The organism is Saccharothrix longispora (genome assembly GCF_030852425.1).
GTDB classification, from domain to species: Bacteria; Actinomycetota; Actinomycetes; order Mycobacteriales; family Pseudonocardiaceae; genus Actinosynnema; species Actinosynnema longispora.
Genome location: NZ_NSDM01000001.1, coordinates 94,279 through 119,686, shown reverse-complemented (window position 1 = coordinate 119,686; position 25,408 = coordinate 94,279). Strand labels below are relative to the sequence as shown.

Below are 25,408 nucleotides of genomic sequence, written 5' to 3'. Positions count from 1 at the left end.
CGGTCCACTGAGGACCGGGGCCGTCGCGCGTTCAGCGTCGGGCGAGCGGACCGCGCTGGTGGTCGAGCCGGGCGCCCTTGACGTCGTGGTCGAGCAGGGCGTCCCACTGCTTCTCGCCCTTCAGCAGGCGCAGCAGGAACGCCGTGGTCAGCGCTCGCGCGATCCTCTGGGTGGACCGCTCGCCCTTGCCGTCGAGGAGCAGTTCGCTCCAGTGCCTGCCCTCGGCGAACCCGAGGTGGCCGGTGTCGGGCAGCGACCGCAGCTGCACGGGGCCCTGCCAGGCGTCGGCGATGGCCTCGGCGTGCCCGACGGGCGGCGCGATGCGGTCCTCCCCGGCGGCCAGGTGCAGGCCGGCGGCGGTGACGCGGCGGGCGGCGTCCAGTGCGGACGGTCGGGTCTCGGACGCGGCGAACGTCACGACCGCGCGCACCCGGCTGTCGTCGGCGGCGGCCAGCACGGCGGCCCCGCCGCCCATCGAGTGCCCCGCCACGGCCAGGCGCTCGGTGTCCACGCTGATCCCGCCGTCGCCGAGCCGGACACCGGTGAGCACGTCGAGGGTGGTGCGCAGGTTCCCGGAGAGCAGGCGGGCGGACATCAGGGGACCGCGCTGGGTGCCGGGCGCGGCGGCCACGACGCCCCAGGACGCGAGGTGCCGCAGGAGCGCCCGGTAGCGCTCGACGGGCTGCAACCAGCCGTGCCCGAACGCGACCGCGGGCAGGCCGAGGCCGGAGGCGGGCGTGTAGACCAGACCGGGGAGCCCGACCAGGGCGAGGTCGCCGCGCAGCACGGGGTGCGGGCCGGGCCTGCCGAGCTGGTCGAGCACCTGCTTCGCCGAGTAACCGCTCACCGCGTGAACGGTAGTCGATCGAGCGGACCCGGGCGCACCTCACGATTGGTCTATACCAAATCGCACGCCCACCTGCGCAAACGCGTTGAGGTGGCCCTTTTGGGTGATGCTCCTGGTCTAGTTACGCTGTGCGGCGTGTGCGGAATCGTGGGATATGTGGGCCACCGGTCGGCGTTGGACGTCGTGCTCGACGGTTTGCGGCGACTGGAGTACCGGGGCTACGACTCGGCGGGCGTCGCCGTCCTCGACGGCGCGGGCGGCCTGGCCGTGGAGCGCAAGGCGGGACGGCTGACCAACCTGGAGGCCCGGCTCGACGAGGTCGGGCGCGAGGGCTTCGCGGGCACCGCCGGCATGGGCCACACCCGCTGGGCCACGCACGGGGCGCCGGTCGACCGGAACTCCCACCCGCACCGGGACGTCACCGGCCAGGTCGCGGTCGTCCACAACGGCATCATCGAGAACTTCGCCGCGCTGCGCGCCGAGCTGGAGGCCGACGGCGTCGAGATGGCGAGCGACACGGACTCCGAGACCGCCGCCCACCTCGTCGCCCGCGCCTACGCCGACGGTGACACCAAGGGCGACCTGGCGGCCAGCGTGCGCGCCGTCGTCCGCCGCCTGGAGGGCGCGTTCACCCTCGTCGTCACGCACGCCGAGCAGCCCGACCTGGTCGTCGCCGCCCGCCGCTCGTCCCCGCTGGTCGTGGGTGTCGGGGACGGCGAGACGTTCGTGGCCAGCGACGTGTCGGCGTTCATCGAGCACACCCGCGAGGCCGTCGAGCTGGGGCAGGACCAAGTCGTGGTCATCGACCGCGACGGCTACACCGTGACCGACTTCCACGGTGACGAGGCGCTGGCCAAGCCGTTCACGGTCAACTGGGACCTGTCCGCCGCCGAGAAGGGCGGCCACGAGTACTTCATGCTCAAGGAGATCGACGAGCAGCCCGAGGCGCTGGCCAACACGCTGCGCGGCCACTTCCGCGACGGCCGGATCGTGCTCGACGAGCAGCGGCTGTCCGACCAGGACCTGCGCGACGTCGACAAGGTGTTCGTGGTGGCCTGCGGTTCGGCCTACCACTCCGGCCTGGTCGCCAAGTACGCCATCGAGCACTGGACCCGCCTGCCCGTCGAGGTCGAGCTGGCGTCCGAGTTCCGCTACCGCGACCCGGTGCTCGACCGCGACACCCTCGTCGTCGCCGTCTCCCAGTCCGGTGAGACCGCCGACACTCTGGAGGCCGTGCGGCACGCCCGCGCGCAGAAGGCCCGCGTGCTGGCGGTGTGCAACACGAACGGCGCGCAGATCCCGCGCGAGTCCGACGCCGTGCTCTACACGCACGCCGGGCCCGAGATCGGCGTGGCGTCGACCAAGGCGTTCCTCGCCCAGATCGCGGCCAACTACCTCGTCGGCCTGGCCCTGGCGCAGGCGCGCGGCACCAAGTACCCGGACGAGGTGGCCCGCGAGTTCCACGAGCTGGAGGCCATGCCCGCCGCCGTGCAGAAGGTGCTCGGCACCGTCGAGCGGGTCCGGGCGCTGGGCCGCGAGCTGGCCGACTCCAAGGCCGTGCTGTTCCTCGGCCGCCACGTCGGCTACCCGGTGGCGCTCGAAGGCGCGCTCAAGCTCAAGGAACTGGCGTACATGCACGCCGAGGGCTTCGCGGCGGGGGAGCTGAAGCACGGCCCGATCGCGCTGATCGAGCCCGGCCTGCCGGTCGTCGTGGTGATGCCGTCGCCCGAGGGCCGCGCGCAGCTGCACTCGAAGCTCGTGTCCAACATCTCGGAGATCCAGGCCCGCGGCGCGCGCACCATCGTGATCGCCGAGGAGGGCGACGAGACCGTGCGGCCGTTCGCGGATCACCTGATCGAGATCCCGGCGGTGCCGACGCTGCTCCAGCCGCTGATCTCCACCGTGCCGCTCCAGGTGCTCGCCGCGGAGATCGCCCGCAGCCGCGGGTACGACGTGGACAAGCCCCGCAACCTCGCGAAGTCCGTCACCGTCGAGTAGGGCAGGCTTGACCCCCATGCGGGGTCTGTGGACGACGGCACGGGTCAGGGCGGCGGAGGAACGCGTCATGGCGGCCGTGCCGCCGGGCGCGCTGATGCGGCGGGCGGCGTTCGGCGTGGCCGTCGTCGCGGCGGAGCTGCTCGCCGGGCGGCGGCGGGTCGGCCTGCTGGTCGGCGCGGGCAACAACGGCGGCGACGCCCTGTGGGCCGGGTACCACCTGCGCAAGCGGGGCGTGGCCGTGACCGCGGTGCTGCTCGAGCCGTCCCGCGCCCACGCCGAGGGCCTGGCCGCGTTCCGCCGCGCCGGCGGCCGGGTCGTCGACCGCCTGGGACCGGTGGACCTGGTCGTCGACGGCATCGTCGGCCTGTCCGCGCGCGGCCCGCTGCGCCCGGACGCCGCCGCCCACGTGGCCGGGCTGGACGCGCCCGTGCTGGCCGTGGACCTGCCGAGCGGCGTGGACCCGGACACCGGTCACGTCGCCGGACCCGCGGTGCGCGCGCACACCACCGTGACGTTCGGCTGCCTCAAGCCCGTGCACGCGCTGGCCGACTGCGGCGACGTGCGGCTGGTCGACATCGGCCTGGCCGACGCGCTGCCCGGTCCCGACCTGCTCGAACTCGACCCGGCGGACGTGGGCGCGGCCTGGCCCGTCCCCGGCCCCGACTCGGACAAGTACACGCAGGGCGTGACGGGCGTCGCCGCCGGTTCGTCGACCTACCCCGGTGCGGCGGTGCTGGCCACCGGAGCGTCCCTGCTGTCCACGTCGGGACTGGTGCGCTACGCGGGCCCGGCGGCCGAGGCCGTGCGGGCGCACTGGCCGGAGGCGATCTGCACGGGCTCGATCACCGACGCGGGCCGCGTGCAGGCGTGGGTCGTCGGTCCGGGGCTCGGCACCGGCCCGGGGGCCGAGCAGGTGCTCCGCACCGTCCTGGAAGCGGGCGTCCCGGTGTGCGCGGACGCGGACGCCATCACCATGCTCGCCAACAACCCCGACCTGTGGGACGCGCGCGACCCCGACACCCCGCTCGTCCTGACCCCGCACGACCGCGAGTACGAGCGCCTGGCCGGCCCGGTGGGCGAGGACCGCGTGGCCGCCGCCCGACGTGCCGCGGACAAGTTCGACGCCGTGGTCCTCCTCAAGGGGCACGCCACCGTGATCGCGTCCCCCGACGGCCGCACCCTCGTCAACCGGGCCGGCAACTCCTGGGCCGCCACCGCGGGCTCGGGCGACGTCCTCTCGGGCGTCCTGGGCTCCCTCCTGGCAGCCGGGTTGGACCCCGCCCTGGCCGCGGCCTGCGCCACCCGCGTCCACACCCTCGCCGCCGCCCTGGCCGCCGACGGGGCTCCCATCCCCGCCTCCGCCCTCCTCCACGCCCTCCCCGACGCCATCCGCACCACCCGCACCACCCGCACCCCCTGATCCGCGAGTCGTACGTTCGCCCCGCGCGAGTCGTAAGTTCGTGCCGGGCGAGTCGTACGGTCGGGAGCACCGGGTTCTGCGTTCGGGATCAGTGCCTCTCGACCCGAACACGAAACTCACCGGACCTGAACTTACGACTCGCGCGGCTTGGACGTACGACTCGCCCGGCTTGAACGCACGACTCGCGGGTTGTGTCACCATGAGCGGTGTTATGGCTGCTCCTCGCGCTGAGGTCGTGATCGACCTCGACAACCTCCGGCACAACGTCGCGCACCTCGACGCGCTCGCGCCGGGAGCCGGGACCATGGCCGTCGTCAAGGCGGACGGGTACGGCCACGGGGCGGTGGAGGTGGCGAGGGCCGCGGTGCAGGCGGGGGCCGCCTGGCTCGGCTCCTGCTCGCTGGACGAGGCGCTGAGGCTCAGGGCCGCCGGGCTCACCGCGCCGATCCTCGCCTGGCTCGACCCGCCCGGAACGGACTACGCGCCCGGCGTGGAGCAGGGGATCGACCTGTCGGCGTCCTCGCCCCGGCAGCTCGACGACATCGCGGACGCCGCCACCAGGGCCGGCCGCACGGCCCGCGTGCACCTCAAGGTCGACACCGGTCTCTCCCGCGGCGGCTGCCCGCCCGCCGACTGGCCCGAACTGGTCGAGAAGGCCGCCAAGACCCCCAACGTGCGGGTCCACGCCGTCTGGTCGCACCTCGCCGTCGCCGACGAGGTCGGCCACCCGGCCACCGACGCCCAGGCCGCGCGCTTCGACGACGCCTTCCGCGAGGCCCGCGCCGCCGGCCTGGACCCGCTCCGCCACCTGGCCAACTCCGCCGCCCTCCTCACCCGCCCGGACCTGCACTTCGACCTCGTCCGGCCGGGCATCGCGATCTACGGCCTCAACCCGGTCCCGGTCCCGGCCGACCTGCGCCCGGTGATGACGTTCCGCTCGTCCGTCGCCCTCACCAAGCGCATCGGGGTCGGCGAGTCCGTGTCCTACGGCATGACCTGGACCGCCAAGTCCGACACCACGCTGGCCCTGGTCCCCGTCGGGTACGCGGACGGCGTGCCGCGCGCCCTGTCCAACCGGATGCACGTGTGGCTCGGCGGTCGGCGCCGCCCGGTCGTCGGCCGGGTCTGCATGGACCAGGTCGTGGTCGACTGCGGCGACGACCGGCCCGCCGAGGGCGACGAGGTCGTGCTGTTCGGCACCGGCGAGCGCGGCGAGCCCACGGTCCGCGAGTGGGCCGACACCACCGGCACCATCGACTACGAGATCGTCACCGGCATGTACCGCCCGCGCGTGACCAGGGTGTACCGGTGAACACGCTGTGGAAGGCCGTCGGCTGGGCGGGCGGCATCCTCGGCGCCGCCGTGACCGGCGTGGCGGTCGGCGTGGCCGCGAACCAGAAGAAGGTCTCGCACGACCGCGAGGCCGACGACCCGTTCGCCGACGAACCGCTGGGCGGGCTCACCCCGAACCGCGAGTCCACGGTGGCCGCCGACGACGGCGTGCCGCTGTCGGCCGAGGAGGTCGATCCCGCGGACGGCGGCAGGCCCGACCTCACCGTCGTCCTCGTGCACGGCTTCGCCCTCGACCGCCGCTGCTGGCACTTCCAGCGCCGCGACCTGGCGGAGCTCACCGACCCGCGGGTCCGCCAGGTCCTCTACGACCAGCGCAGCCACGGCCGCTCGGGCCGCGCCGCGCCCGGGTCCAGCACGATCGACCAGCTCGCCCACGACCTCGACGCGGTCATCCGCAGCATGGCCCCGAACGGCCCGCTGGTCCTCGTCGGGCACTCGATGGGCGGCATGACGATCATGGCGCTGGCCGAGCACCGGCCCGAGCTGTTCGCCGAACGGGTGCGCGGCGTCGCCCTCGTCGGCACGGCGGCGGGCGAGATCGGCGGCGCGGGGCTGCCCAGGTCCGTGCTGTCCCGGCACAACCCGGTGACGCTGGGCGTCGGTCGCCTGGCGGGCCTCCAGCCGGGCCTGGTCGAGTGGGTGCGGCGACGCGCCTCGACGCTCACCTGGAGCGGCATCCGGACCCTGGCGTTCGGCGACCGGCACGTCAGCCCGTCGATGGTCGACCTGATGGGCAGGATGATCAACGGCGTCACCGTGCAGGCGCTCACCGAGTTCCTGGAGACCCTCGGCACGCACAACCGCTACAAGGCGCTGGCCGGCCTGCGGCACTGCGAGGTGCTGGTGATCAGCGGCGACGCGGACAAGCTGACGCCGTTCTCGCACGCCGAGCGGATGGCCGAGGAGATGCCGCACGGCGAACTGGTCCGCGTGCCCGGCGCGGGCCACATGCTCATGTTGGAGCAGGCAGACCTGGTCACCGGGCACCTGGTCGGTCTGGTTCGGCGCAGTGCCGCCGAACGATCGGAGGGCGGTCGGCAGTGGTGGCGACGGGCGTGAGCGTGATGCTCCCCGAGGTGGCGGACACCGAGGACTTCGGGCGCAGGCTGGGCGGGCTGGTGCGGGGTGGCGACCTCGTGCTGCTGTCCGGTCCGCTGGGCGCGGGCAAGACGGCGCTGGTGCGCGGCCTCGCCGCGGGCCTGGGCGTGACGGGGCGGGTCAGCTCGCCGACGTTCGTCATCGCCCGGGTGCACGACCCCGCGCCGGGCGGCCGGGGCGTGGCACTGGTGCACGTGGACGCCTACCGGCTCGGCGGGCACCTCGACGAGCTGGACGACCTCGACCTGGACACCGACCTGGTGGACGCGGTGGTCGCCGTCGAGTGGGGCGAGGGCGTGGCCGAGCGCCTCAACGAGGACCACCTGCTCATCACCCTGGAGCGGCGCGACGACGACGTGCGGGTCGCGCACCTGAGCCCGCACGGCGCGTGGGTCGAGCGGGAACTTCCGGTGTGACCCGCGGGCTACCCGTGTGACGCGATCCCGCGCACCACGCCCAGCTCGACCAGGTCCTGCGGCCGCAGCCGCAGGTCGTCGGCGAGCGCGGGCACGTCGTCGCGCTTGAGGATGTTCGCCGCCAGTTCCGGCGCGATCACCGAGAAGTAGGCGTCGGGCGTGATCCACGTGTGCTCGGGCGAGGCCAGCGCGAGCGCGCCGCCGGAGCCGCCCTCGCCGATCACCAGGGTCGTGACGGGCACGCGGCTCTCGGCGACGACGGTGAACAGCTCGGCGATGGCCGGGCCGACGCCCGCGCGCTCGGCGGCCGGGTCGTTGGCCGCGCCGGGCGTGTCGACCAGCGTGAGCACGGGCAGCGCGAACCGCTCGGCCAGCCGGATCAGCCGGGACGCGGTGCGGAACCCGGCCGGCGTGGTGGCCGTGCCGGTCTGCGCGGCGAACGCGACGGGCCGCTCGCCCCGCAGGCCGATGCCGCACAGCACCCCCGGGTCCACGCCCCCGGCCCGGTCGCCGTTGACCGGCACCCGGAGGTCGAAGTAGTCGTCGAGGTACCGGGCCGCGCGGGGGCGTTCCGGGGCGCGCGCCCGCAGCACCGCGTCCCACCCGTCCGCGGGCAGGTCCTCGGCGCCCAGGGCGCGGGGCACCTCGGCGGGGACGGCGTCGCCCCGGGTCAGCAGTTCGAGGACCGCGGCGACCAGCGCGTCCACGTCGCCCGGCTCCGCCACGAGGTCGACCGCGCCCGCCGCGAACTGCCCCTCGGCGGTGTAGGCGGGGTCGTCGGCCGGGCGCACCCTGCTGCCCGCGAACCCGACCTGCGCCCCGGCCACCGCGATCACGTAGTCCGCGCCCGCGCCGAGCGACGCCCACAGGCCGCCGGTCGTCGGGTCGCCCAGCACCGACACGTGCGGCAGGCCGGCCGCGCGGTGCCGCGCGCACAGCGCCGCCACCCGCTGGAGCTGCCGCAGCGACAGCATCCCCTCCTGCATCCGGCTGCCGCCGGTGGAGATCCGCGACACGACCGGCAGGCCCGCGGCCCGCGCCTGCCCGAACGCCGCCTCGACCACGTCGCCGGTGGCCGTGCCGACCGACCCGCCGAGGAACCGGAAGTCGAACACGACCTCCACCGCGCGCCGGGTCCGCCGCCACGACACCGACTCGACGCCGCCCGTCCGCTCCCGGGCCCGCGCCACCTGGTCCCGGTACCCCGGCCAACCCAGGGGGTCGGGCGCGTTCACCGCAGCTCCCGCTTCAGCACCTTGCCCAGGTCGTTGCGCGGCAGCGCGTCCACGTACCGCACGACGCGCGGGCGCTTGTGCGGCGACAGCAGTCGCGCCACGTGGTCGCCCAGCTCCTCCGGGGCGGGCGCCTCCCCGCGCGCCACCACCCAGGCCACGACCCGTTCGCCCAGGTCCTCGTCCGGTTCGCCGGTCACCGCGACCTCGGCCACGGCGGGGTGCTCCAGCAGCGCGTTCTCGATCTCGCCCGCGCCGATCCTGTAGCCGCCGCTCTTGATCAGGTCGGTGGCCCGGCGGCCGACGATCCGGACGTACCCGTCGGCGTCGACCACGGCGAGGTCCCCGGTGCGGAACCAGCCGTCGTGGAACGCCTCGGCGGTCGCGTCGGGCCGGTTCAGGTACTCCAGGAACAGGTTCGGGCCGCGCACCTCGATCTCGCCGGGTTCGTCGCCGACGACCCGCAGCTCCACGCCGGGCAGCGGCGGGCCCACCGCGCCGGGCCGCCGGTCGCCGTCCACGCGGACGCTGGTGTTCATCAGGGTCTCGGTCATGCCGTACCGCTCCACGACGCGCTGCCCGGTCAGCCGCTCGACGCGCTCGTGCACGCTCGCGGGCAGCGCGGCCGAACCGGACACCAGCAGCCGGGCGCGGGCGAACGCCGCCGCGTGCTCCGGCTCGTTCGCGATCCGGTGGTACATCGTCGGGACGCCGAACAGCATCGTGCCGCCTGCCTCCAGCGCCGCCGCCGCGCCCGCGACGCCGAACGACCCGAGGTGGTGCGCGGTGCCGCCGCGCCGCAGCGGTCCCAGCACGCCGACGACGAGGCCGTGCACGTGGAACAGCGGCAGGCCGTGCACCACGACGTCGTCGGCGGTCCACGCCCACGCCGAGGCCAGCGCGTCGAGGTTGGTGGCCAGCGCCCGGCGCGGCAGCACCACGCCCTTCGGCGGCCCGGTCGTGCCGCTGGTGTAGACGATCAGCGCGGGCGCCTCGGCGTCCGGCTCGGGCAGGTCGCCCGACGGCCCGGACGGCAGCTCGTCGTCCACGACCAGGTCGGGCGCGCTGTCGGCGAGGACGTGCGCCAGCTCGCGCTCGCCGAGCTTCGGGTTCAGCGGCACCACGGGCACGCCCGCGAGCAGCGCGCCGACGACCGCCACGCACGTCTCGGGCGTGTTCCGCGCCCACACGGCGACCCGCCGCATCCCGCGCACCCCGTGCGCGACGCGGCGGGCCTCGTCGGCCAACCGCTCGTAGGTCAGCTCCCGTCCGGGGAAGCGCAGGGCGGTCTTCGACGACGGTGAGGCCAACGCCGGCAGCAGCATCCACCCACAGTGACCGGCCGGACCGCCTGGCGTATCACAAGTGTGGTTCGAGCCACGCCATCAGGTGGATCTTCGGCCGTGCGCCGACGACCTGGGCCACCAGTTCGCCGTCCTTGTAGAGCTGGAGCGTGGGCGCGGACATGATCCGCTGGTCGCGCGCCGTGCGCGGGTTCCGGTCCGTGTCGAGCTTCACCACGGTCAGGTCGTCGCGCTCGGCGTCGATCTCCACGAGCACCGGTTCGAGCATCCGGCACGGCGGGCACCAGTCGGCCCGGAACTCCACCAGCACGGTCCCGGTGGCCACCCCCTCGGCGAACGTGTCGTCGGTCAGTTCGGTCAGCGTGCGCACGGTCTGCTCCTCCGCTCGGCGTCCTCCAACTGCGCGCGCACCCGTTCCCTGGCCTCGCCGAGCCGGGCGAGGCACTCGTCCAGCTCGGCGAGCTTGCGCCGGTACACCGCGACCGACGCCGGGCAGGCGTCACCGCCGGCGTGCCCGTCGCGCAGGCACTGCACGAACGGCCGGGTGTCCTCCAGGGTGAAGCCGATGCCGGTCAGCGAGCGGATCTCGACGACCAGCCGCAGGTCGTCCTCGTCGTACTCCCGCTGCCCGTTCGCCCCGCGCCGGTCCGGCAGCAGGCCCAGGGACTCGTAGTAGCGCAGCGCACGGGTGGTCGTCCCACCCCGCCGCGCCAGTTCTCCGATGCGCACGGTGCCGATCCTCCGACTTGACGTGGACGTCAAGTCCAGTGTGGGCCGCGCACCGGGTCACCGAGTCCCGGGCGGCCGGGGGGACCTCTATCCTTGACCGTTGTGCTGGTGCTCGCCTTGGACACCGCGACCCCCGCCGTGACGGCCGGTGTCGTGGAACTGACCCCCGACTCGCCCCCGCGACTGCTCGCCGAGCGGGTGACGGTCAACGCGAAGGCGCACGGCGAGCTGCTCACCCCGCACCTCCAGGAGGCGCTGGCGGAAGCCGGTCGCACCCTCGCCGACCTCGACGCCGTCGTGTGCGGTTCGGGCCCCGGGCCGTTCACCGGCCTGCGCGTCGGCCTGGTCACCGCCGCCGCGCTCGGCCAGGCGCTCAACCGGCCGGTGTACCCGGTGCCCACGCCCGACGCCGTCGCGCTGGACGCGGCGACCGGCAAGCCGCTGCTGGTGGCCACCGACGCCCGCCGCAAGGAGGTCTACTGGGCCGCCTACGACGCGGCCGGGCGGCGCACCGACGGCCCGCACGTGGACCGGCCGGCCGACCTGGCCGCCAAGCTGCCCGCCGTCGCCTCGGCCGCGGGCGAGGGCGCCTCGCTGTACGCCGACGTGCTCGGCCTGCCGGTCGTGGCGGCGCGCTACCCGTCGCCGGTGTCGCTGGTGGCCGCCGCGGCGGAGGAGCTGCTGGCCGGCGCCCGCCCGGCCGCCCTCACCCCGCTCTACCTGCGCCGACCCGACGCCGTCGAACCGGCCGGCCGCAAGCGGGTGACCAAGGGGTGAGCACCGGCACCGTCACGATCGCCCCGCTGCGGCGCGAGGACGCGCCGCGGTGCGCGCGGATCGAGCAGGACCTGTTCCCCGGCGACGACCCGTGGAGCGAGGGCGCGTTCCGCAGCGAGCTGGACAACGGCGCCTTCTACGTCGGCGCGTACCTCGACGGCGTCCTGATCGGGTACGCCGGGCTGGGCCTGACCGACTTCGAGGCGAGCGTGCACACCATCGCCGTGGTCGCCGGGCAGCAGGGCACGGGCGTCGGCAAGGCGCTGCTGCGCACCCTGCTGGCCAAGGCGGACGAGACCGGCCTCCCGGTGTTCCTGGAGGTGCGGACCGACAACGCGACCGCCATCAACCTCTACCTGGCGCACGGGTTCGAGCACCTCGGCCTGCGCCGCCGCTACTACCAGCCGTCGGGCGCCGACGCGTACACGATGGGAAGGCCCGCGAACCGTGACTGACCGGCTCATCCTCGGTATCGAGAGCTCGTGCGACGAGACCGGCGTCGGCATCGTCCGGCTCGGCCCGGACGGCGCGATGGAACTGCTGGCCGACGAGGTCGCGTCCAGCGTCGAGGAGCACGCCCGCTTCGGCGGCGTCGTGCCCGAGGTCGCGTCCCGGGCGCACCTGGAGGCGATGGTCCCGACCATGCGCCGGGCGGTGGAGAAGGCCGGGGTCGAGCTGCGGGACGTGCACTCGATCGCGGTCACCGCCGGACCGGGCCTCGCGGGCGCGCTGCTGGTCGGCGTGTCGGCGGCCAAGGCGTACGCGGCGGCGCTGGACAAGCCCCTGTTCGGGGTGAACCACCTGGCCGGGCACGTCGCCGCGGACACCCTCCAGCACGGCCCGCTGCCGAAGCGCTGCCTGGCGCTGCTGGTGTCCGGCGGCCACTCGCAGCTGCTGCTGGTGGAGGGCCTGGCCGAGCGGATCACCGAGATCGGCTCGACCGTCGACGACGCGGCCGGCGAGGCGTACGACAAGGTGGCCCGGCTGCTGGACCTGCCCTACCCCGGCGGCCCGCCCATCGACAAGCTGGCCAAGCAGGGCAACGGGTGCGCGATCGCGTTCCCGCGCGGCCTGACCGGTCCCCGCGACTCGAAGTACGACTTCTCGTTCTCCGGGTTGAAGACCTCGGTCGCGCGGTGGGTGGAGCGGCAGGAGCGGGCCGGCGAGGAGATCCCGCTGGCCGACGTGGCGGCGTCGTTCCAGGAGGCCGTGGCGGACGTGCTGACGGCCAAGGCGATCCGGGCGTGCAAGGACCTGGGCGTGGACACCCTGGTGATCTCCGGCGGCGTGGCGGCCAACTCGCGCCTCTCCGGCCTGGCGGCGGAGCGCTGCGCCGAGGCGGGCATCCTGCTGCGCGTCCCGAGCCCCCGCCTGTGCACCGACAACGGCGCGATGATCGCCGCCCTGGGCGCGCACCTGGTCGCGGCGGGCGCGAAGCCGTCCCCGATGGACCTGTCCACCACGCCCGGCCTGCCGGTGGGCACCATCCAGGTCCTCTGACGCCCGTCGGACCCACCACCTGCGCCGTCCGAGGCCACGCCGAGCGCGAAGGGCCGTCGGGCTCCGGGGAGCCCGCGTCAGCGGCGCAGACCGCCGCCGGGGCCGCACCACCGGTAACGGTGGTCGGGCGCCCACCGTGGTCGACGCGGGTGGCGAACGGGTGAACCAGGGTGTTCCGCGGGAAGTCCGGCGCTCCGCAGGTCCACGAGGGGCGACCGCGGGCGCGGGAGGTCGCGCTGAAGGGCGCGTCCGAGGTGCCGCGCCGCGGGTTCGACCGGTTCCGCGCCGATCTCGACGGCGTGGCGCGGCTCGGTCCCCGGGACGAGTGACAGGGGGTCGTTGAAGCGTTGGCACTCGCATGGGTAGAGTGCTAGATGCACGGCACCAGCAACCGCCCCGACCCCCGCGACGGCGGGGTGGCAGGAGCCGTAACGCAACCTGCCAACGCTTTCGACGACCGTGGAGGTCAGCCCGGTGAGCGTGAACATCAAGCCGCTCGAGGACAAGATCGTCGTCCAGGCCAGCGAGGCCGAGACCACGACCGCTTCCGGCCTCGTGATCCCGGACACCGCGAAGGAGAAGCCCCAGGAGGGCAAGGTCCTCGCGGTCGGCCCCGGCCGGATCGACGACAAGGGCAACCGCGTCCCGGTGGACGTGGCTGTCGGCGACGTCGTCATCTACTCCAAGTACGGCGGCACCGAGGTCAAGTACAACGGCGAGGAGTACCTCATCCTCTCCGCCCGCGACGTGCTGGCCGTCATCAACTGACGTCCGGCTGTCACGCAAGGCGCCCCGGCGACCCCATCACCGGGGCTACCGGGGCGTTTCGCATCCAGGAGAGGTAAGCAATGCCCAAGCAGATCAGCTTCGACGAGGACGCTCGTCGGGCTCTCGAACGCGGCGTGAACAAGCTCGCGGACACGGTCAAGGTGACCCTCGGTCCGCGCGGCCGGCACGTGGTGCTCGACAAGAAGTTCGGTGGGCCGACCGTCACCAACGACGGCGTCACCATCGCCCGTGAGATCGAGCTGGACGACGCGTTCGAGAACCTCGGCGCCCAGCTCGCCAAGAGCGTCGCCACCAAGACCAACGACGTCGCCGGTGACGGCACCACCACCGCGACCGTGCTGGCCCAGGCCATGGTCCGGGTCGGCCTGCGCAACGTGGCCGCCGGCGCCAACCCCATGTCGCTCGGGGTCGGCATCCAGGCCGCCGCCGACGCCGTCGTGGACGCCCTCAAGGGCAAGGCCACCCCGGTCAAGGGCCGCGACAACATCGCCCAGGTCGGCACCGTGTCGTCCCGCGACGAGTCGATCGGCGCGCTGCTCGGCGAGGCCATCGAGAAGGTCGGCGAGGACGGCGTGATCACCGTCGAGGAGTCCTCCTCGATGGCGACCGAGCTGCAGATCACCGAGGGCGTGCAGTTCGACAAGGGCTACGTCTCGGCGCACTTCGCCACCGACCTCGAAGCCCAGGAGACGGTGTTCGAGGACGCCCGCATCCTGCTGCACCGCGAGAAGATCTCGGCGCTGGCCGACCTGCTCCCGATCCTGGAGAAGGTCGCCGAGGCCGGCAAGCCGCTGGTCATCGTCGCCGAGGACGTCGAGGGCGAGGCGCTGTCCACCCTGGTGGTCAACGCCCTGCGCAAGACGCTGCGCGTGGTCGCGGTCAAGGCGCCGTACTTCGGCGACCGCCGCAAGGCGTTCCTGGACGACCTCGCGGTCGTCACCGGCGGCCAGGTCATCGCGGCCGAGGTCGGCCTGAAGCTGTCCGAGGCGGGTCTCGACGTGCTGGGCTCCGCCCGCCGCGTCGTGGTCTCCAAGGACAACACGACCATCGTCGACGGCGGCGGCACCAAGGCCGACGTGGCCGGTCGCGCGGAGCAGCTGCGCCGCGAGATCGAGGCCACCGACTCCGACTGGGACCGCGAGAAGCTCCAGGAGCGGCTGGCCAAGCTGTCCGGCGGCATCGCCGTCATCAAGGTCGGCGCGGCCACCGAGACCGAGCTCAAGGAGCGCAAGCACCGCATCGAGGACGCCGTCGCGGCGACCAAGGCCGCGGTGGAGGAGGGCATCGTCCCCGGTGGCGGCTCCGCGCTGATCCACGCCGCCAAGGTCCTCGACAACGGCCTCGACCTGTCGGGCGACGAGGCGACCGGTGTCGCCATCGTCCGCGAGGCGCTGGGCTCGGCCCTGTTCTGGATCGCCGCGAACGCGGGCCTCGAAGGCGCCGTCGTGGTCAACAAGGTGCGCGAGGGCGACTGGGGCTTCGGCCTCAACGCCGCCACCCTGACCTACGGCGACCTGCTGGAGGCCGGGATCATCGACCCGGTGAAGGTGACCCGCTCCGCGGTCTCCAACGCCGCGTCGATCGCGCGCATGGTGCTCACCACGGAGAGCGCCGTCGTGGAGAAGAAGGAGGACGAGCCCGCCGCGGCCGGCAACGGCCACGGTCACGGCCACGGCCACTGAGGTCCGACTCGGGGCTCGATCCGAGCCGGGCAGAGGGGCGGCACCCGACCGGGTGCCGCCCCTCTTCGTTCCGCGCCGCGCGTCCGACCCGGCCCTCAGGCCGGCGTCAGGTGCCGCTTCCTGGCCTTGATGATGCCGTCCCGTTCGGATTCCGAGAGCCCTCCCCAGATCCCGTACGGTTCCTGCACCGCCAGTGCGTGCCGCCGGCACATCTCCAGCACCGGGCACGACAGGCACACGGCTTTCGCCCGCGCCTCCCGCCGTGCCCGTGCCGGGCCGCGTTCACCGTCCGGGTGGAAGAAGAACGCGCTGTCCATCCCGCGGCACGAGCCGCGCATCTGCCAGTCCCACAAATCCGCGTTGGGACCGGGAAGCCTACGGGTGTCCGCCATCGAGACCGCCTCCTTGGCCCATGGCCCTGAACTGCTCCATTCGGCTTAACGATGATCCACCGTAGAACCGCGCCAAAGCTTGTTCAAGGGGGCGGAGGACGTATGGGCGTCAATTCATTCGAAGGGTGTTGGAATTCGGTTGAAACCCGGACTTGCCGGTGACTTCGGGTGAACGGACGATGGCGGCGTGACCACGCCCCCCGACCACGCCGCCACCCCGCCCGCGGGAGAGGGGGGAAGCGTTGTGGCAGAAGGTGATCCGGAGCACCCGCTGACCCTGTCGGTGGCGGCGGTGGCCCGCCGGCTGGGCGTGGCGCCGGCCACGCTCCGCACTTGGGACCGCCGCTACGGCCTCGGACCTGGTGATCACACAACCGGGCGACACCGCAAGTACGCGCCACGCGACGTGGCCCGCCTGGAGCTGATGCAGCAGGCGCTCCTGCGCGGGGCGTCGTCCGCCGAAGCCGCCGAGTACGCCCTCTCCGCCCCCGTCCCCGCGTCGCCGGCCACCCCGCCACCGCCCGGCCGTGGCGCCCTGCGCCTCCGCGGCGCGAACCGCCCGGCCAGGGGCCTGGCCCGTGCCGTGGTGGCGTTGGACCAGGCGGCCGCGCAGACCCTCCTGGCCGATGCGGTGGAGGCCGACGGGGTGCTGACCACCTGGACCGGGGTGATCAGCCCGGTCCTGGCGGCGGTCGCCGCCCGCCGGGAGCCCTCGGGGGCGGGCGCGGAGGTGTCGCACCTGCTGGAGGAGTGCGTCCGGGCGACCCTCGCCCGAGTCGCGCCGATCGTCACCGAACCCCGCAACCACCGACCGGTCCTCCTCGCCTGCGCCCCCGGTGAGCGGCACGACCTGCCCCTCCACCCCCTGTCCGCCGAGCTGGCCCGCCGGGGTGTGGACGTCCGCAACCTGGGCCCGGCCCTCCCCGTGACCGCCCTGGTCGCCGCGGTCCGCCGCACCGCCCCCGCCGCCGTGGTCCTGTGGGCCCACCTGCCCCGCTACGCCGACCCGGCCGTGCTCGCCGCCCTGCCCCGCACGCGCCAGCAGTTCCGCGTCCTCGCGGGCGGCCCGGGCTGGCAGCGCGGCGTCGTGCCCCACCCGGTGGAGCGCGCGACCGACCCGGCCGCGGCGGCGACCGCCGTGGAACGCGCCGTCTGCCACCCCTGACCGAGGCCCTCGAACGCAGAACCCAGGCCCCCCAACGTAGGACTCAGGGCCCCCGGACGTACGACTCGCGCGACCCGGACGTTGGACTCTCGCGCGAGTCGTACGTCCAGGTCGCGCGAGTCGTACGTCCGGGGCCGGTGAGTCGTACGTCCGGGTTCGGTGGGTTCTGCGTTCGGGGTCGGTGGGTTCTGCGTCCAGGTCCGGCGGCCGGGGTTGTCGGGGGGTGGCTGCAGGATGGGGGAGTGGAACTGAGACGTGCCGCGTTCGGCGACCGGCCCGACGCCGAGGTGTGGGGCGGGCTGCGCGGCGGCCCGGAGGAGCGGTGGCTGGCAGCCGTCGTGCTCGGGGGGCAGGGGCACTACGCGGCGGCGGCCACCGCGTTGGGGGAGTTGATCGCGGCGGGTGGGCTCTTCGGCTCGCTGGCGGCCTCGACGCTCGCCTCGCACCGCCGCCAGCTGGGCGGCCACGCCGCCGCGCGCCGCCTCGACGCGGTGGCGCTCGCGCGCGCCCCGCGCGGGGGTGGGGTGGACGTGGACGGGGTGGACGCGGCGGGGGCGCGGACCGACGCGCTGCTCGGGCTGGCGGCCGACGCGCTGGGTGCGGGCAGGCTCGTCGAGGCGCGTCGGCTGCACGCCCGGGTCGAGCCGGTCGGCTGGCGGGCGCGCGTCCGCCACGCCTGGGTGGCCGCCGAGGTCGAGCTGGCCGCCGGTCACGCGGAGCGAGCCGTCGCCCCGGCTGAGACGGCCGCGTCACTCGCACGCGAGGCCGGCGCCCTGCGCCACACCCTCAAGTCGGACCTCGTCCTGGGTACCGCCCTGGTGGTCGTCGGGACCCCCGAAAGCGTTGACAGGGGGACCCGAATGCTGCACTGTGACCTAACTCACACTGACCGGATGGGCCTTCTCTCGTTGTCCTGGCCGGCGGCACTCGTGCTCGCAAATGTCCAGGTAGACCGCACTTCTGCGGAAAACTGGAACGTGAGGAAGAGTGCGAAAAGTGCTCTGAGCTGCGTGTTGCGCAGAGCTGATCCGATCAGCCGACGATTGGCGGCCCACTCGCCGTGGGTCCCGACTTCGCTGCTCCGTTCCGGGGAACCCCCGAACGCAGACGCTGAGACGAAGTTCTTGACGGATTAAGCACCGGATCGTGTCAAGGTTCGGCCCCTAGCGTCCGATAGGGGATATGGAACGTCACTCGGCTGCAGGAAGGAGTCCCCGTGACCACGGTCCTTATTTGCGACGACCGGCGCAGTGTGCGGGAGGGTCTCACCCGCGTGATGTCGGCTGTCCCCGGGGTTAGCCGCATCGACTGCGTAGCGCACGGTGACGAGTTGTTGGCTCGCTTCTCCAGGCAGCCGGTGGACGTCGTACTGGTGGGAACCCAGCGCGCCGTGCCGACCGGGGTCGAAGCGACCCGGCGACTCGTCTCGGCCAACCCGCAGGCAAACGTCATCGTCTTCGGCGCACCGGACGACGCGGGCAGCATCGCCGCCGCGATCGCCGGCGGGGCCCGCGGCTACCTCCGCTGGGACGCCTCGCGCCCGGAGTTGGTGGCCGCGCTGGCGCACACCCTCGCGAGCACCAGCGTGCCCGCGCCGCGCCAGCCGTCCGACCCGGGCGTGCAGCTGACGGAGCGCGAGCTCCAGGTGCTGCGCGGGATGAGCCAGGGCAAGAGCAACGGGCAGATCGGGCGCGAGCTCTACCTGTCCGAGGACACGGTGAAGACGCACGCGCGGCGCTTGTTCCGCAAGCTCGGCGTGCGCGACCGCGCCCAGGCCGTCGCGCACGGCTTCCGGCGCGGCCTCGTCTCGTAAGGCGGGTCACACCGGCTCCTTCCTCTTGCCGGCCCGGTCGACGTCATCGTCGCCGGGCCGGCTCGTTGCGTACGGCGTGTCCGCTGGTCACGCGCACTCCGCGTACCCGTTGCCCGACACCCCGCGTTCGGACCGGTACGGTAAGCATCGCCGGTGCGGGCGACGTAGATCGTCCCGTGCCGTTCGTTGTCGGTACGCCTACGCGTAACACCAGGGCTGTTGTCTGCGATGACCAACTTGGGGGACGGACTGGACGCCGAAGTGGGCGCGGCCGTCGAAGGCGACCGCCACGCGATCGAGCGGCTCCTGGCATCCATCCGCCCCTTGGTGGTGCGGTACTGCCGCGCCCGTGTCGGAAGGCAGGAGAGGTCTTTCGCTTCGGCGGACGACGTGGCCCAGGAGGTGTGTCTCGCGGTGCTGACGGCCCTGCCCAGCTATCGCGACCAGGGTCGGCCGTTCTTGGCGTTCGTGTACGGGATCGCCGCGCACAAGGTGGCCGACGCGCATCGCTCCGCAGCCCGGAACCGGTCCGAGCCGGTCCCGGAGGTGCCGGACGCCCCCGAGACGGAGGCGGGTCCGGAGCAGCGGGCCATGCAGGGTGAGCTGTCCGACCGGATGGCCGTCCTCCTGAAAGTCCTTCCCGAGAAGCAGCGGGAGATCCTGCTGCTCCGAGTGGTCGTCGGCCTGTCGGCCGAGGAGACCGCCGACGCGGTCGGGTCCACGCCCGGCGCGGTCCGGGTGGCGCAGCACCGCGCCCTGGCCCGGCTGCGCAAGACGTTGGCTTCGGAGGAGGTGGTCTGAGTGGCTGACCAGCACGAGAAGGGCAACGGAGAAGTCGTGCGCGGACGAGATGAGAGACCGCCGCAACCGGATGACACCCTGGTCGGTCCTGGGGACGACCTCGCGGGCATCCGGGCTGACGACGCCCTGCTGGACGCGCTCGGTGGGCGCGACACCGAGCAGGCGGACGCGCTCGCGGGGGACGAGCTGAACGCGCTGCTGCTGGCGTGGCGGCGCGAGGTGGACAGCCGCCCGGTGGGCGAACTCGTCGACACCGACACCGCCGTGGCCACCATCGCCGCGGCACGCCCCCGGGCGCGGGGCAGGCACCGCTTCCTCATCCCCCTCGCGAGCGCCGCCGCCGTGCTGGCCATCGCGTTCACCGGGATGAGCCTGGTCGCGAGGGACGCCCAGCCCGGCGACACGCTCTGGGGCCTGACGAGGGTCCTCTACTCCGACCACGCGCGGTCGGTCGAGGCCGCCGTGACGGTCAGGAGCGACCTCGACCGGGCGACCGTCGCACTGCGCGAGGGCCGCTACGACGAGGCGAAGGACGCCCTCGACAAGGCGGACCAGTACCTGGGGTCGGTCTCCCACGACGACGGCAAGGACGACCTGGCCCAGACGCACGAGTCCCTCAAGAAGCAGATGCTGGAGAGCACCTCGGCGACCCCGACGACCACGCCGGCCACGCCGGTCCCGTCGAGCACGGCGGTGGTCCCGGTCAAGCCGAGCGACCTGCCGTCGCCGACGTCCCCGACCACCACCCCGGTCCTCCCGGTCCAGCCGACCGAGCCGACGGTCCCGACGACGACCACGACGACCGCCCCGGTCCTGCCGACCGGCGGGGTGTCCGGTGATCCGACGGGTTCGCGCGGCGAGACGGAGTCGCCGGGCAACGCGGGGCAGTCCGCCGGCCAGGCGGAGACGCAGAGCACCTCCGAGCGGTGAGCGCGAACCGCGTGTGACGAAGCCCGCTCCCCGACGGGGGCGGGCTTCGTCACACCGTCAGCGGGCGCTCTCGGTCGCGGTGACCCCGTCCGCGTAACCGCGGCAGTACTCCCAGCTGACGTAGGCCGCCGGGTCGGGGTCGTACGCGGGTTCGTGCGGGCGCATGCGACCGTCGGCCAGCAGCTGCTCCAGGCTCGACCTGAGCAGTGCCCAGTCGTGGTAGTGCGGCTCCTGGCACTCGCCGCAGTCGACCACGATCCCGCGCACGGCACGGGGTTCGAGCAGCGCCTGGTACACCGCGAGGTCGCTGAGGTCCCCGACCAGCTCGGCCCGCTCCTCGTCGTCCATCGGCGGGTGGTCGTGATCGGGTTCGGGTTCGCCGAGCGCCCTGGCCGGGTCGTCCGGATCACCTGCGAACGGGTCTGGTGGCAACGCGTCGTGCGGCACGACCCCGCACGGTACCGGGCCGACCCCCGACCACGTCCAGATACCATGGGCTGAACCCATCGCCGCCTGTGGAAACCCGATCCGCGCCGGCGGGATCACCGCACGACGGAAGGCAAGCCAGCCGCCATGACCAGCGAGCTCAACGCTGACGGAGTCCCCCCCAAGTTCGCCATGCTGGGACTGACCTTCGACGACGTACTGCTGCTGCCCGCCGAATCGGAGATCATCCCGAGCGCGGTGAACACCGGTACCAGGCTGTCCCGCAACGTCACCCTGGGCATCCCGCTGGCCTCGGCCGCGATGGACACGGTGACCGAGGCGCGGATGGCCATCTCGATGGCCCGCCAGGGCGGCATCGGCGTGCTGCACCGCAACCTGTCCATCGAGGACCAGGCGCGCCAGGTGGAGACGGTGAAGCGCTCCGAGGCGGGCATGGTGACCGACCCGGTGACCTGCTCGCCCGACGACACCATCGCGCACGTGGACCAGCTGTGCGCCCGCTACCGGATCTCCGGCGTCCCGGTGACCGACGAGAGCGGCAAGCTCGTGGGCATCATCACCAACCGGGACATGCGGTTCGAGGTCGACCACTCGCGCAAGGTCAGCGAGGTCATGACCAAGGGGCCGCTGGTCACCGCGCAGGTGGGCGTGTCCGCCGAGGCCGCGCTGGGGCTGCTGCGCCGCCACAAGGTCGAGAAGCTGCCCATCGTGGACGGTGACGGCAAGATCCGCGGCCTGATCACCGTCAAGGACTTCGTCAAGACCGAGCAGTACCCGAACGCCTCGAAGGACCCGGACGGCCGGCTGCTGTGCGCCGCCGCGATCGGCGTCGGCGAGGACAGCTTCGCCCGCGCCGCGGCGCTCGCCGAGGCGGGCGTGGACGTGATCATGGTGGACACCGCGCACGGCCACCAGCGCAACGTGCTGGAGATGGTCGCCCGGGTGAAGAAGGAGCTGGGCGACCTGGTGGACGTGGTCGGCGGCAACGTCGCCACCCGCGCCGGCGCGCAGGCCCTGGTGGACGTGGGCGCGGACGGCGTGAAGGTCGGCGTCGGCCCCGGCTCGATCTGCACGACGCGCGTCGTCGCGGGCGTGGGCGTGCCCCAGATCAGCGCGATCTACGAGGCGAACCTGGCGTGCGGCCCGGCGGGCGTGCCGGTGATCGGCGACGGCGGCATCCAGTACTCCGGCGACATCGCGAAGGCCATCGCGGCCGGCGCGAGCGTGGTCATGCTGGGCAGCCTGCTCGCGGGCACGGCCGAGGCGCCGGGCGAGGTCGTCCTGGTCAACGGCAAGCAGTTCAAGACCTACCGGGGCATGGGCTCGCTGGCGGCGCTGCGCGGGCGCGGCGACAACAGCAAGTCCTACTCGAAGGACCGCTACTTCCAGGACGACGTGCTGTCCGAGGACAAGCTGGTGCCCGAGGGCATCGAGGGCCGCACGCCGTTCCGCGGCCCGCTGTCCCAGGTGGCCTACCAGCTGGTCGGCGGCCTGCGGATGGCCATGGGCTACACCGGTTCGAAGACGATCGCCGACCTCCAGCAGAAGCAGTTGGTGCGCATCACGGCGGCCGGCCTGAAGGAGAGCCACCCGCACGACATCACCATGACCGTCGAGGCGCCGAACTACACGACCCGCTGAACCGCGTCGCACTGAGCTAAGGTCCACTGGTTCTGCTGGCTCCACGGAAGGACGACTGAGGTGCGCGATCTGGTCGAGATCGGCATGGGCCGGACCGCGAGGCGGGCCTACGAGCTGGACGACGTCGAGATCATCCCGTCCCGGAGGACCCGGTCCTCGAAGGACGTCTCGACGGCGTGGCAGATCGACGCCTACCGGTTCGAGATCCCGCTGATCACCCACCCGACCGACGCGATCGTGTCGCCGGGCACGGCGGTCGCGATCGGCGAGCTGGGCGGCTTGGGCGTCCTCAACGCGGAGGGCCTGTGGGCCCGGCACGGCGACGTGGAAGAGGCGTTGTTCCGGCTGGTGCAGTCGGTGGAGGACACCGACGACCCGGCCGCGCCGGTGAGGGTGCTCCAGGAGCTGCACTCCGCGCCGGTCCGGATGGACCTGATCGCCGAGGCGATCAAGCAGGTGCGCGAGTCGGGCGTGACGGTCGCGGTGCGGGTCAGCCCGCAGCGGGCCGCCGAGCTGACCCCGGACCTGCTGGCGGCGGGTGTGGAGGTGCTGGTCGTGCAGGGCACGATCATCTCCGCGGAGCACGTGTCGCGCGACGGCGAGCCGCTGAACCTGAAGTCGTTCATCGCGGACCTGGACGTGCCGGTGATCGCGGGTGGTGTCGGCGACTACCGGACGGCGATGCACCTGATGCGCACGGGCGCGGCGGGCGTGATCGTCGGTTACGGCTACACGCCGGGCGTGACGACGACGGACGCGGTGCTCGGCATCGGCGTGCCGATGGCCACGGCCATCGCCGACGCGGCCGCCGCGCGCCGGGACTACCTGGACGAGACCGGTGGCCGGTACGTGCACGTGATCGCCGACGGTGGCGTGCTGACCAGCGGTGACGTGGCGAAGTCGATCGCCTGCGGCGCGGACGCGGTGATGCTGGGCGAACCGCTGGCCGCCGCGGCGGAGGCGCCCGCGCAGGGGCTGTACTGGACGGCGGCGTCCGCGCACCCGTCGGTGCCGCGCAGCCACGTGTCGACCGGCGTCGACCAGGTCGTGGACCTGCGCAGCCTGCTGTTCGGCCCGTCGGTGGACCCGCGGGGCGTGACGAACCTGTTCGGCTCGCTGCGCCGGGCGATGGCCAAGACCGGGTACTCCGACCTCAAGGAGTTCCAGAAGGTCGGCCTGACCATCCGCGGCTGACCCGCTTCGCGCCAGGAGCCCCCGTCGTCCTCGGCGGGGGCTCTTCCGCGTGGGCGTCTGAACCGATCGAGAACTAGCTGTTACCGGAAGTTACGCCTAACCTCGCGGACATGGGTGAACTCGCCGGTAACAACACCGACTTCGACGTCGTGGTCGTGGGCTCTGGCTTCGGCGGCAGCGTCGCCGCGCTCAGGCTGGTGGAGAAGGGCTACCGGGTGGCCGTCGTCGAGGCGGGCCGCCGGTTCGCCGACGACGAGTTCGCCGAGACCTCGTGGAACCTGCGCCGCTACCTGTGGGCGCCCGCGATCGGTTGCTACGGCATCCAGCGCATCCACGCCCTGCGCAACGTCATGGTGCTGGCCGGCTCCGGCGTCGGCGGCGGCTCCCTGGTCTACGCGAACACCCTGTACCGGCCGCTCGCCCCGTTCTACCGGGACCGCCAGTGGGCGCACATCACCGACTGGGAGTCCGAGCTGGCGCCGTTCTACGACCAGGCGTCGCGGATGCTCGGCGTCGTGGAGAACCCGACCACCACGCCGTCGGACCACGTGATGCGGCAGGTCGCGGCCGAGATGGGCGTGTCCGACAGCTACCACCCGACGCCGGTCGGCGTGTACTTCGGCGAGCCGGGCCGGCAGGCCGAGGACCCCTACTTCGGCGGCGCGGGCCCCGCCCGGACCGGCTGCACCGAGTGCGGCGCGTGCATGTCCGGGTGCCGGGTCGGCGCGAAGAACACCCTGGTCAAGAACTACCTGTACCTGGCCGAGCGGAACGGGGCGACCGTGCTGCCGCTCACCACCGTCACCGACCTGCGGCAGGTGTCGGACGGCACGTGGGCGGTGGGCACCCGCCGCACCGGCGGCAAGCTCCGCAAGGGCCGCCGCACGATCACCGCCGGGCAGGTCGTGCTGGCCGCCGGCACGTGGGGCACCCAGCAACTCCTGCACCGGATGAAGAGCACCGGCGCGCTGCCCCGCCTGTCGGACCGGCTCGGCGAGCTGACCCGGACCAACTCCGAGGCGATCATCGGCGCGGGCCGCTACACCGTGGACGAGGACCGGAACTTCAGCCAGGGCGTGGCCATCACCTCGTCGATCCACCCGGACGAGCAGACCCACATCGAGCCGGTGCGCTACGGCAAGGGCAGCAACGTCATGGGGCTGCTCCAGACGCTGGCCACGGACGGCGCGAAGTCCACGCCGCGCCTGCTCCAGTTCCTGGCGCAGGCGGTCCGCCACCCGGTCCGCCTGGCGCGGCTGCTGTCCGTGCACCGCTGGAGCGAGCGGACGGTGATCCTGCTGGTGATGCAGAGCCTGGACAACTCGATCACCACGTACCCGGGCAGGGGCCTGTTCGGCCGCCGGAAGCTCGGCTCCCGGCAGGGGCACGGCGAGCCGAACCCGACGTTCATCCCGGCCGGGCACGAGGCGAACCTCCGGGCGGCGGAGGCCATCGGCGGCATCCCGGGCGGCACGTGGGGCGAGCTGTTCAACATCCCCCTCACCGCCCACTTCATCGGCGGCTGCCCCATCGGCTCCGACCCGGCGGCGGGCGTCATCGACCCGTACCACCGCGCCTACGGCCACCCGACCCTGTCGGTCGTCGACGGCGCCGCGATCTCGGCCAACCTCGGCGTCAACCCGTCCCTCACCATCACGGCGCAGGCCGAGCGGGCCTTCTCGCTGTGGCCGAACAAGGGGGAGCGGGACCTGCGGCCGGCGCAGGGCGAGGGGTACCGGCGGATCGCGCCGGTGCCGCCGGCGGCACCGGCCGTCCCGGCCCACGCGCCGGGCGCGCTGCGGTTGCCGATCGTGGAGATCCGCTCGTCAGGGTGACCGCTGCGTCAACGGGGCATCACTGGGGGTGACCGCGACCGCCTA

At 73.5% G+C, this 25,408-nt stretch carries 26 protein-coding genes; 19 read left to right on the top strand and 7 right to left on the bottom strand.

Translation table 11 applies throughout. The annotated features are described in order from the left end of the window. Positions 1 to 31: 31 nt before the first annotated feature. Positions 32 to 847, bottom strand: coding sequence for a dienelactone hydrolase family protein (locus tag CKY47_RS00595; RefSeq protein WP_306743600.1), 816 nt, complete (start codon positions 845 to 847; stop codon positions 32 to 34). Positions 848 to 982: 135 nt separating this feature from the next. Here CKY47_RS00595 and glmS point away from each other — a divergent pair, with 135 nt between their 5' ends. The 5 genes from glmS (at position 983) to tsaE (ending at position 7,132) form a co-directional block, all read left to right on the top strand. After that, positions 983 to 2,845, top strand: coding sequence for a glutamine--fructose-6-phosphate transaminase (isomerizing) (glmS, locus tag CKY47_RS00590; RefSeq protein ID WP_306743599.1), 1,863 nt, complete (start codon positions 983 to 985; stop codon positions 2,843 to 2,845). A 16-nt stretch (positions 2,846 to 2,861) separates the two neighbouring features. After that, entirely contained in the window at positions 2,862 to 4,265 is a 1,404-nt protein-coding gene (locus CKY47_RS00585) for an NAD(P)H-hydrate dehydratase (protein WP_306743598.1), read from the top strand. A gap of 199 nt (positions 4,266 to 4,464) precedes the next feature. After that, positions 4,465 to 5,577: an alanine racemase gene (gene alr, locus CKY47_RS00580; RefSeq protein WP_371320592.1), complete on the top strand. Its 1,113-nt coding sequence runs from the start codon at positions 4,465 to 4,467 to the stop codon at positions 5,575 to 5,577. Further along, positions 5,574 to 6,677, top strand: coding sequence for an alpha/beta fold hydrolase (locus CKY47_RS00575; protein WP_371320591.1), 1,104 nt, complete (start codon positions 5,574 to 5,576; stop codon positions 6,675 to 6,677). The genes alr and CKY47_RS00575 overlap by 4 nt, the downstream gene beginning before the upstream one ends. Before the next feature lie 5 nt (positions 6,678 to 6,682). Further along, positions 6,683 to 7,132: a tRNA (adenosine(37)-N6)-threonylcarbamoyltransferase complex ATPase subunit type 1 TsaE gene (tsaE, locus tag CKY47_RS00570; RefSeq protein WP_306744511.1), complete on the top strand. Its 450-nt coding sequence runs from the start codon at positions 6,683 to 6,685 to the stop codon at positions 7,130 to 7,132. 8 nt (positions 7,133 to 7,140) lie between these two features. Here the strand turns inward: tsaE and CKY47_RS00565 are convergent, their stop codons facing one another. From CKY47_RS00565 to CKY47_RS00550, 4 genes are read right to left on the bottom strand one after another with little or no spacing between them, the layout of a single operon-like run. Further along, positions 7,141 to 8,367: a carboxyl transferase domain-containing protein gene (locus CKY47_RS00565; RefSeq protein WP_306743596.1), complete on the bottom strand. Its 1,227-nt coding sequence runs from the start codon at positions 8,365 to 8,367 to the stop codon at positions 7,141 to 7,143. After that, positions 8,364 to 9,689: an acyl-CoA synthetase gene (locus CKY47_RS00560; protein ID WP_306743595.1), complete on the bottom strand. Its 1,326-nt coding sequence runs from the start codon at positions 9,687 to 9,689 to the stop codon at positions 8,364 to 8,366. The genes CKY47_RS00565 and CKY47_RS00560 overlap by 4 nt, the downstream gene beginning before the upstream one ends. 34 nt (positions 9,690 to 9,723) lie before the next feature. Next, positions 9,724 to 10,038 carry a thioredoxin family protein gene (locus CKY47_RS00555; protein ID WP_371320590.1) on the bottom strand — a complete coding sequence of 105 codons (315 nt, stop codon included), beginning with the start codon at positions 10,036 to 10,038 and terminating at the stop codon, positions 9,724 to 9,726. Further along, positions 10,026 to 10,397: a MerR family transcriptional regulator gene (locus CKY47_RS00550; protein ID WP_306743594.1), complete on the bottom strand. Its 372-nt coding sequence runs from the start codon at positions 10,395 to 10,397 to the stop codon at positions 10,026 to 10,028. The genes CKY47_RS00555 and CKY47_RS00550 overlap by 13 nt, the downstream gene beginning before the upstream one ends. Positions 10,398 to 10,499: 102 nt before the next feature. Here CKY47_RS00550 and tsaB point away from each other — a divergent pair, with 102 nt between their 5' ends. The 6 genes from tsaB to groL all read left to right on the top strand — a co-directional run bounded on the left by tsaB (position 10,500) and on the right by groL (position 15,145). Next, positions 10,500 to 11,174: a tRNA (adenosine(37)-N6)-threonylcarbamoyltransferase complex dimerization subunit type 1 TsaB gene (gene tsaB, locus CKY47_RS00545; RefSeq protein ID WP_306744509.1), complete on the top strand. Its 675-nt coding sequence runs from the start codon at positions 10,500 to 10,502 to the stop codon at positions 11,172 to 11,174. Beyond that, on the top strand, positions 11,171 to 11,629 hold the full coding sequence (gene rimI, locus CKY47_RS00540) for a ribosomal protein S18-alanine N-acetyltransferase (protein WP_306743593.1): 459 nt from the start codon (positions 11,171 to 11,173) through the stop codon (positions 11,627 to 11,629). The genes tsaB and rimI overlap by 4 nt, the downstream gene beginning before the upstream one ends. Continuing rightward, the gene (gene tsaD / locus CKY47_RS00535) at positions 11,622 to 12,674 is read left to right on the top strand and encodes a tRNA (adenosine(37)-N6)-threonylcarbamoyltransferase complex transferase subunit TsaD (RefSeq protein WP_306743592.1); all 1,053 of its coding nucleotides are present in this window, start codon (positions 11,622 to 11,624) and stop codon (positions 12,672 to 12,674) included. The genes rimI and tsaD overlap by 8 nt, the downstream gene beginning before the upstream one ends. A gap of 170 nt (positions 12,675 to 12,844) precedes the next feature. Further along, the gene (locus tag CKY47_RS00530) at positions 12,845 to 13,003 is read left to right on the top strand and encodes a hypothetical protein (protein WP_306743591.1); all 159 of its coding nucleotides are present in this window, start codon (positions 12,845 to 12,847) and stop codon (positions 13,001 to 13,003) included. 145 nt (positions 13,004 to 13,148) lie between these two features. After that, positions 13,149 to 13,442: a co-chaperone GroES gene (gene groES, locus CKY47_RS00525; protein WP_033428811.1), complete on the top strand. Its 294-nt coding sequence runs from the start codon at positions 13,149 to 13,151 to the stop codon at positions 13,440 to 13,442. An 80-nt stretch (positions 13,443 to 13,522) separates the two neighbouring features. After that, on the top strand, positions 13,523 to 15,145 hold the full coding sequence (gene groL, locus CKY47_RS00520; RefSeq protein WP_306743590.1) for a chaperonin GroEL: 1,623 nt from the start codon (positions 13,523 to 13,525) through the stop codon (positions 15,143 to 15,145). Positions 15,146 to 15,240: 95 nt separating this feature from the next. Here the strand turns inward: groL and CKY47_RS00515 are convergent, their stop codons facing one another. Then, the gene (locus CKY47_RS00515) at positions 15,241 to 15,537 is read right to left on the bottom strand and encodes a WhiB family transcriptional regulator (protein WP_306743589.1); all 297 of its coding nucleotides are present in this window, start codon (positions 15,535 to 15,537) and stop codon (positions 15,241 to 15,243) included. A 244-nt stretch (positions 15,538 to 15,781) separates the two neighbouring features. Here CKY47_RS00515 and CKY47_RS00510 point away from each other — a divergent pair, with 244 nt between their 5' ends. The 5 genes from CKY47_RS00510 to CKY47_RS00490 all read left to right on the top strand — a co-directional run bounded on the left by CKY47_RS00510 (position 15,782) and on the right by CKY47_RS00490 (position 20,246). After that, positions 15,782 to 16,702 (top strand): MerR family transcriptional regulator, encoded by a 921-nt coding sequence (locus tag CKY47_RS00510; protein ID WP_306743588.1) that lies wholly within the window; start codon positions 15,782 to 15,784, stop codon positions 16,700 to 16,702. A gap of 242 nt (positions 16,703 to 16,944) precedes the next feature. Beyond that, positions 16,945 to 17,838 carry a hypothetical protein gene (locus CKY47_RS00505; RefSeq protein WP_306743587.1) on the top strand — a complete coding sequence of 298 codons (894 nt, stop codon included), beginning with the start codon at positions 16,945 to 16,947 and terminating at the stop codon, positions 17,836 to 17,838. 80 nt (positions 17,839 to 17,918) lie between these two features. Continuing rightward, complete coding sequence (locus CKY47_RS00500) at positions 17,919 to 18,515, top strand: response regulator transcription factor (RefSeq protein ID WP_015805222.1); 597 nt, start codon at positions 17,919 to 17,921, stop codon at positions 18,513 to 18,515. 228 nt (positions 18,516 to 18,743) lie between these two features. Beyond that, on the top strand, positions 18,744 to 19,316 hold the full coding sequence (locus tag CKY47_RS00495; protein WP_306744508.1) for a sigma-70 family RNA polymerase sigma factor: 573 nt from the start codon (positions 18,744 to 18,746) through the stop codon (positions 19,314 to 19,316). Then, a complete protein-coding gene (locus CKY47_RS00490; RefSeq protein WP_306743586.1) occupies positions 19,317 to 20,246 on the top strand; it encodes an anti-sigma-D factor RsdA in 930 nt (309 codons plus the stop codon). A gap of 57 nt (positions 20,247 to 20,303) precedes the next feature. Here CKY47_RS00490 and CKY47_RS00485 read toward each other — a convergent pair whose 3' ends face one another. Continuing rightward, positions 20,304 to 20,753, bottom strand: coding sequence for a DUF5319 domain-containing protein (locus tag CKY47_RS00485; RefSeq protein ID WP_306743585.1), 450 nt, complete (start codon positions 20,751 to 20,753; stop codon positions 20,304 to 20,306). A gap of 66 nt (positions 20,754 to 20,819) precedes the next feature. Here CKY47_RS00485 and guaB point away from each other — a divergent pair, with 66 nt between their 5' ends. The 3 genes from guaB to CKY47_RS00470 all read left to right on the top strand — a co-directional run bounded on the left by guaB (position 20,820) and on the right by CKY47_RS00470 (position 25,363). Further along, positions 20,820 to 22,334, top strand: coding sequence for an IMP dehydrogenase (gene guaB, locus CKY47_RS00480; RefSeq protein WP_306743584.1), 1,515 nt, complete (start codon positions 20,820 to 20,822; stop codon positions 22,332 to 22,334). Positions 22,335 to 22,394: 60 nt separating this feature from the next. Next, on the top strand, positions 22,395 to 23,528 hold the full coding sequence (locus CKY47_RS00475; RefSeq protein ID WP_306743583.1) for a GuaB3 family IMP dehydrogenase-related protein: 1,134 nt from the start codon (positions 22,395 to 22,397) through the stop codon (positions 23,526 to 23,528). A gap of 110 nt (positions 23,529 to 23,638) precedes the next feature. Beyond that, positions 23,639 to 25,363, top strand: coding sequence for a GMC family oxidoreductase (locus tag CKY47_RS00470; RefSeq protein ID WP_306743582.1), 1,725 nt, complete (start codon positions 23,639 to 23,641; stop codon positions 25,361 to 25,363). Positions 25,364 to 25,408: the final 45 nt, after the last annotated feature.

Bases quoted from the DNA above. Each gene is read 5' to 3' on its own strand.
- tsaE (WP_306744511.1), top strand. From the start codon at position 6,683: ATGCTCCCCGAGGTGGCGGACACCGAGGACTTCGGGCGCAGGCTGGGC.
- guaB (WP_306743584.1), top strand. From the start codon at position 20,820: ATGACCAGCGAGCTCAACGCTGACGGAGTCCCCCCCAAGTTCGCCATG.
- CKY47_RS00470 (WP_306743582.1), top strand. From the start codon at position 23,639: ATGGGTGAACTCGCCGGTAACAACACCGACTTCGACGTCGTGGTCGTG.
- groL (WP_306743590.1), top strand. From the start codon at position 13,523: ATGCCCAAGCAGATCAGCTTCGACGAGGACGCTCGTCGGGCTCTCGAA.
- CKY47_RS00585 (WP_306743598.1), top strand. From the start codon at position 2,862: ATGCGGGGTCTGTGGACGACGGCACGGGTCAGGGCGGCGGAGGAACGC.
- CKY47_RS00485 (WP_306743585.1), bottom strand. From the start codon at position 20,753: ATGGGTTCAGCCCATGGTATCTGGACGTGGTCGGGGGTCGGCCCGGTA.
- CKY47_RS00560 (WP_306743595.1), bottom strand. From the start codon at position 9,689: ATGCTGCTGCCGGCGTTGGCCTCACCGTCGTCGAAGACCGCCCTGCGC.
- CKY47_RS00515 (WP_306743589.1), bottom strand. From the start codon at position 15,537: ATGGCGGACACCCGTAGGCTTCCCGGTCCCAACGCGGATTTGTGGGAC.
- CKY47_RS00495 (WP_306744508.1), top strand. From the start codon at position 18,744: ATGACCAACTTGGGGGACGGACTGGACGCCGAAGTGGGCGCGGCCGTC.
- alr (WP_371320592.1), top strand. From the start codon at position 4,465: ATGAGCGGTGTTATGGCTGCTCCTCGCGCTGAGGTCGTGATCGACCTC.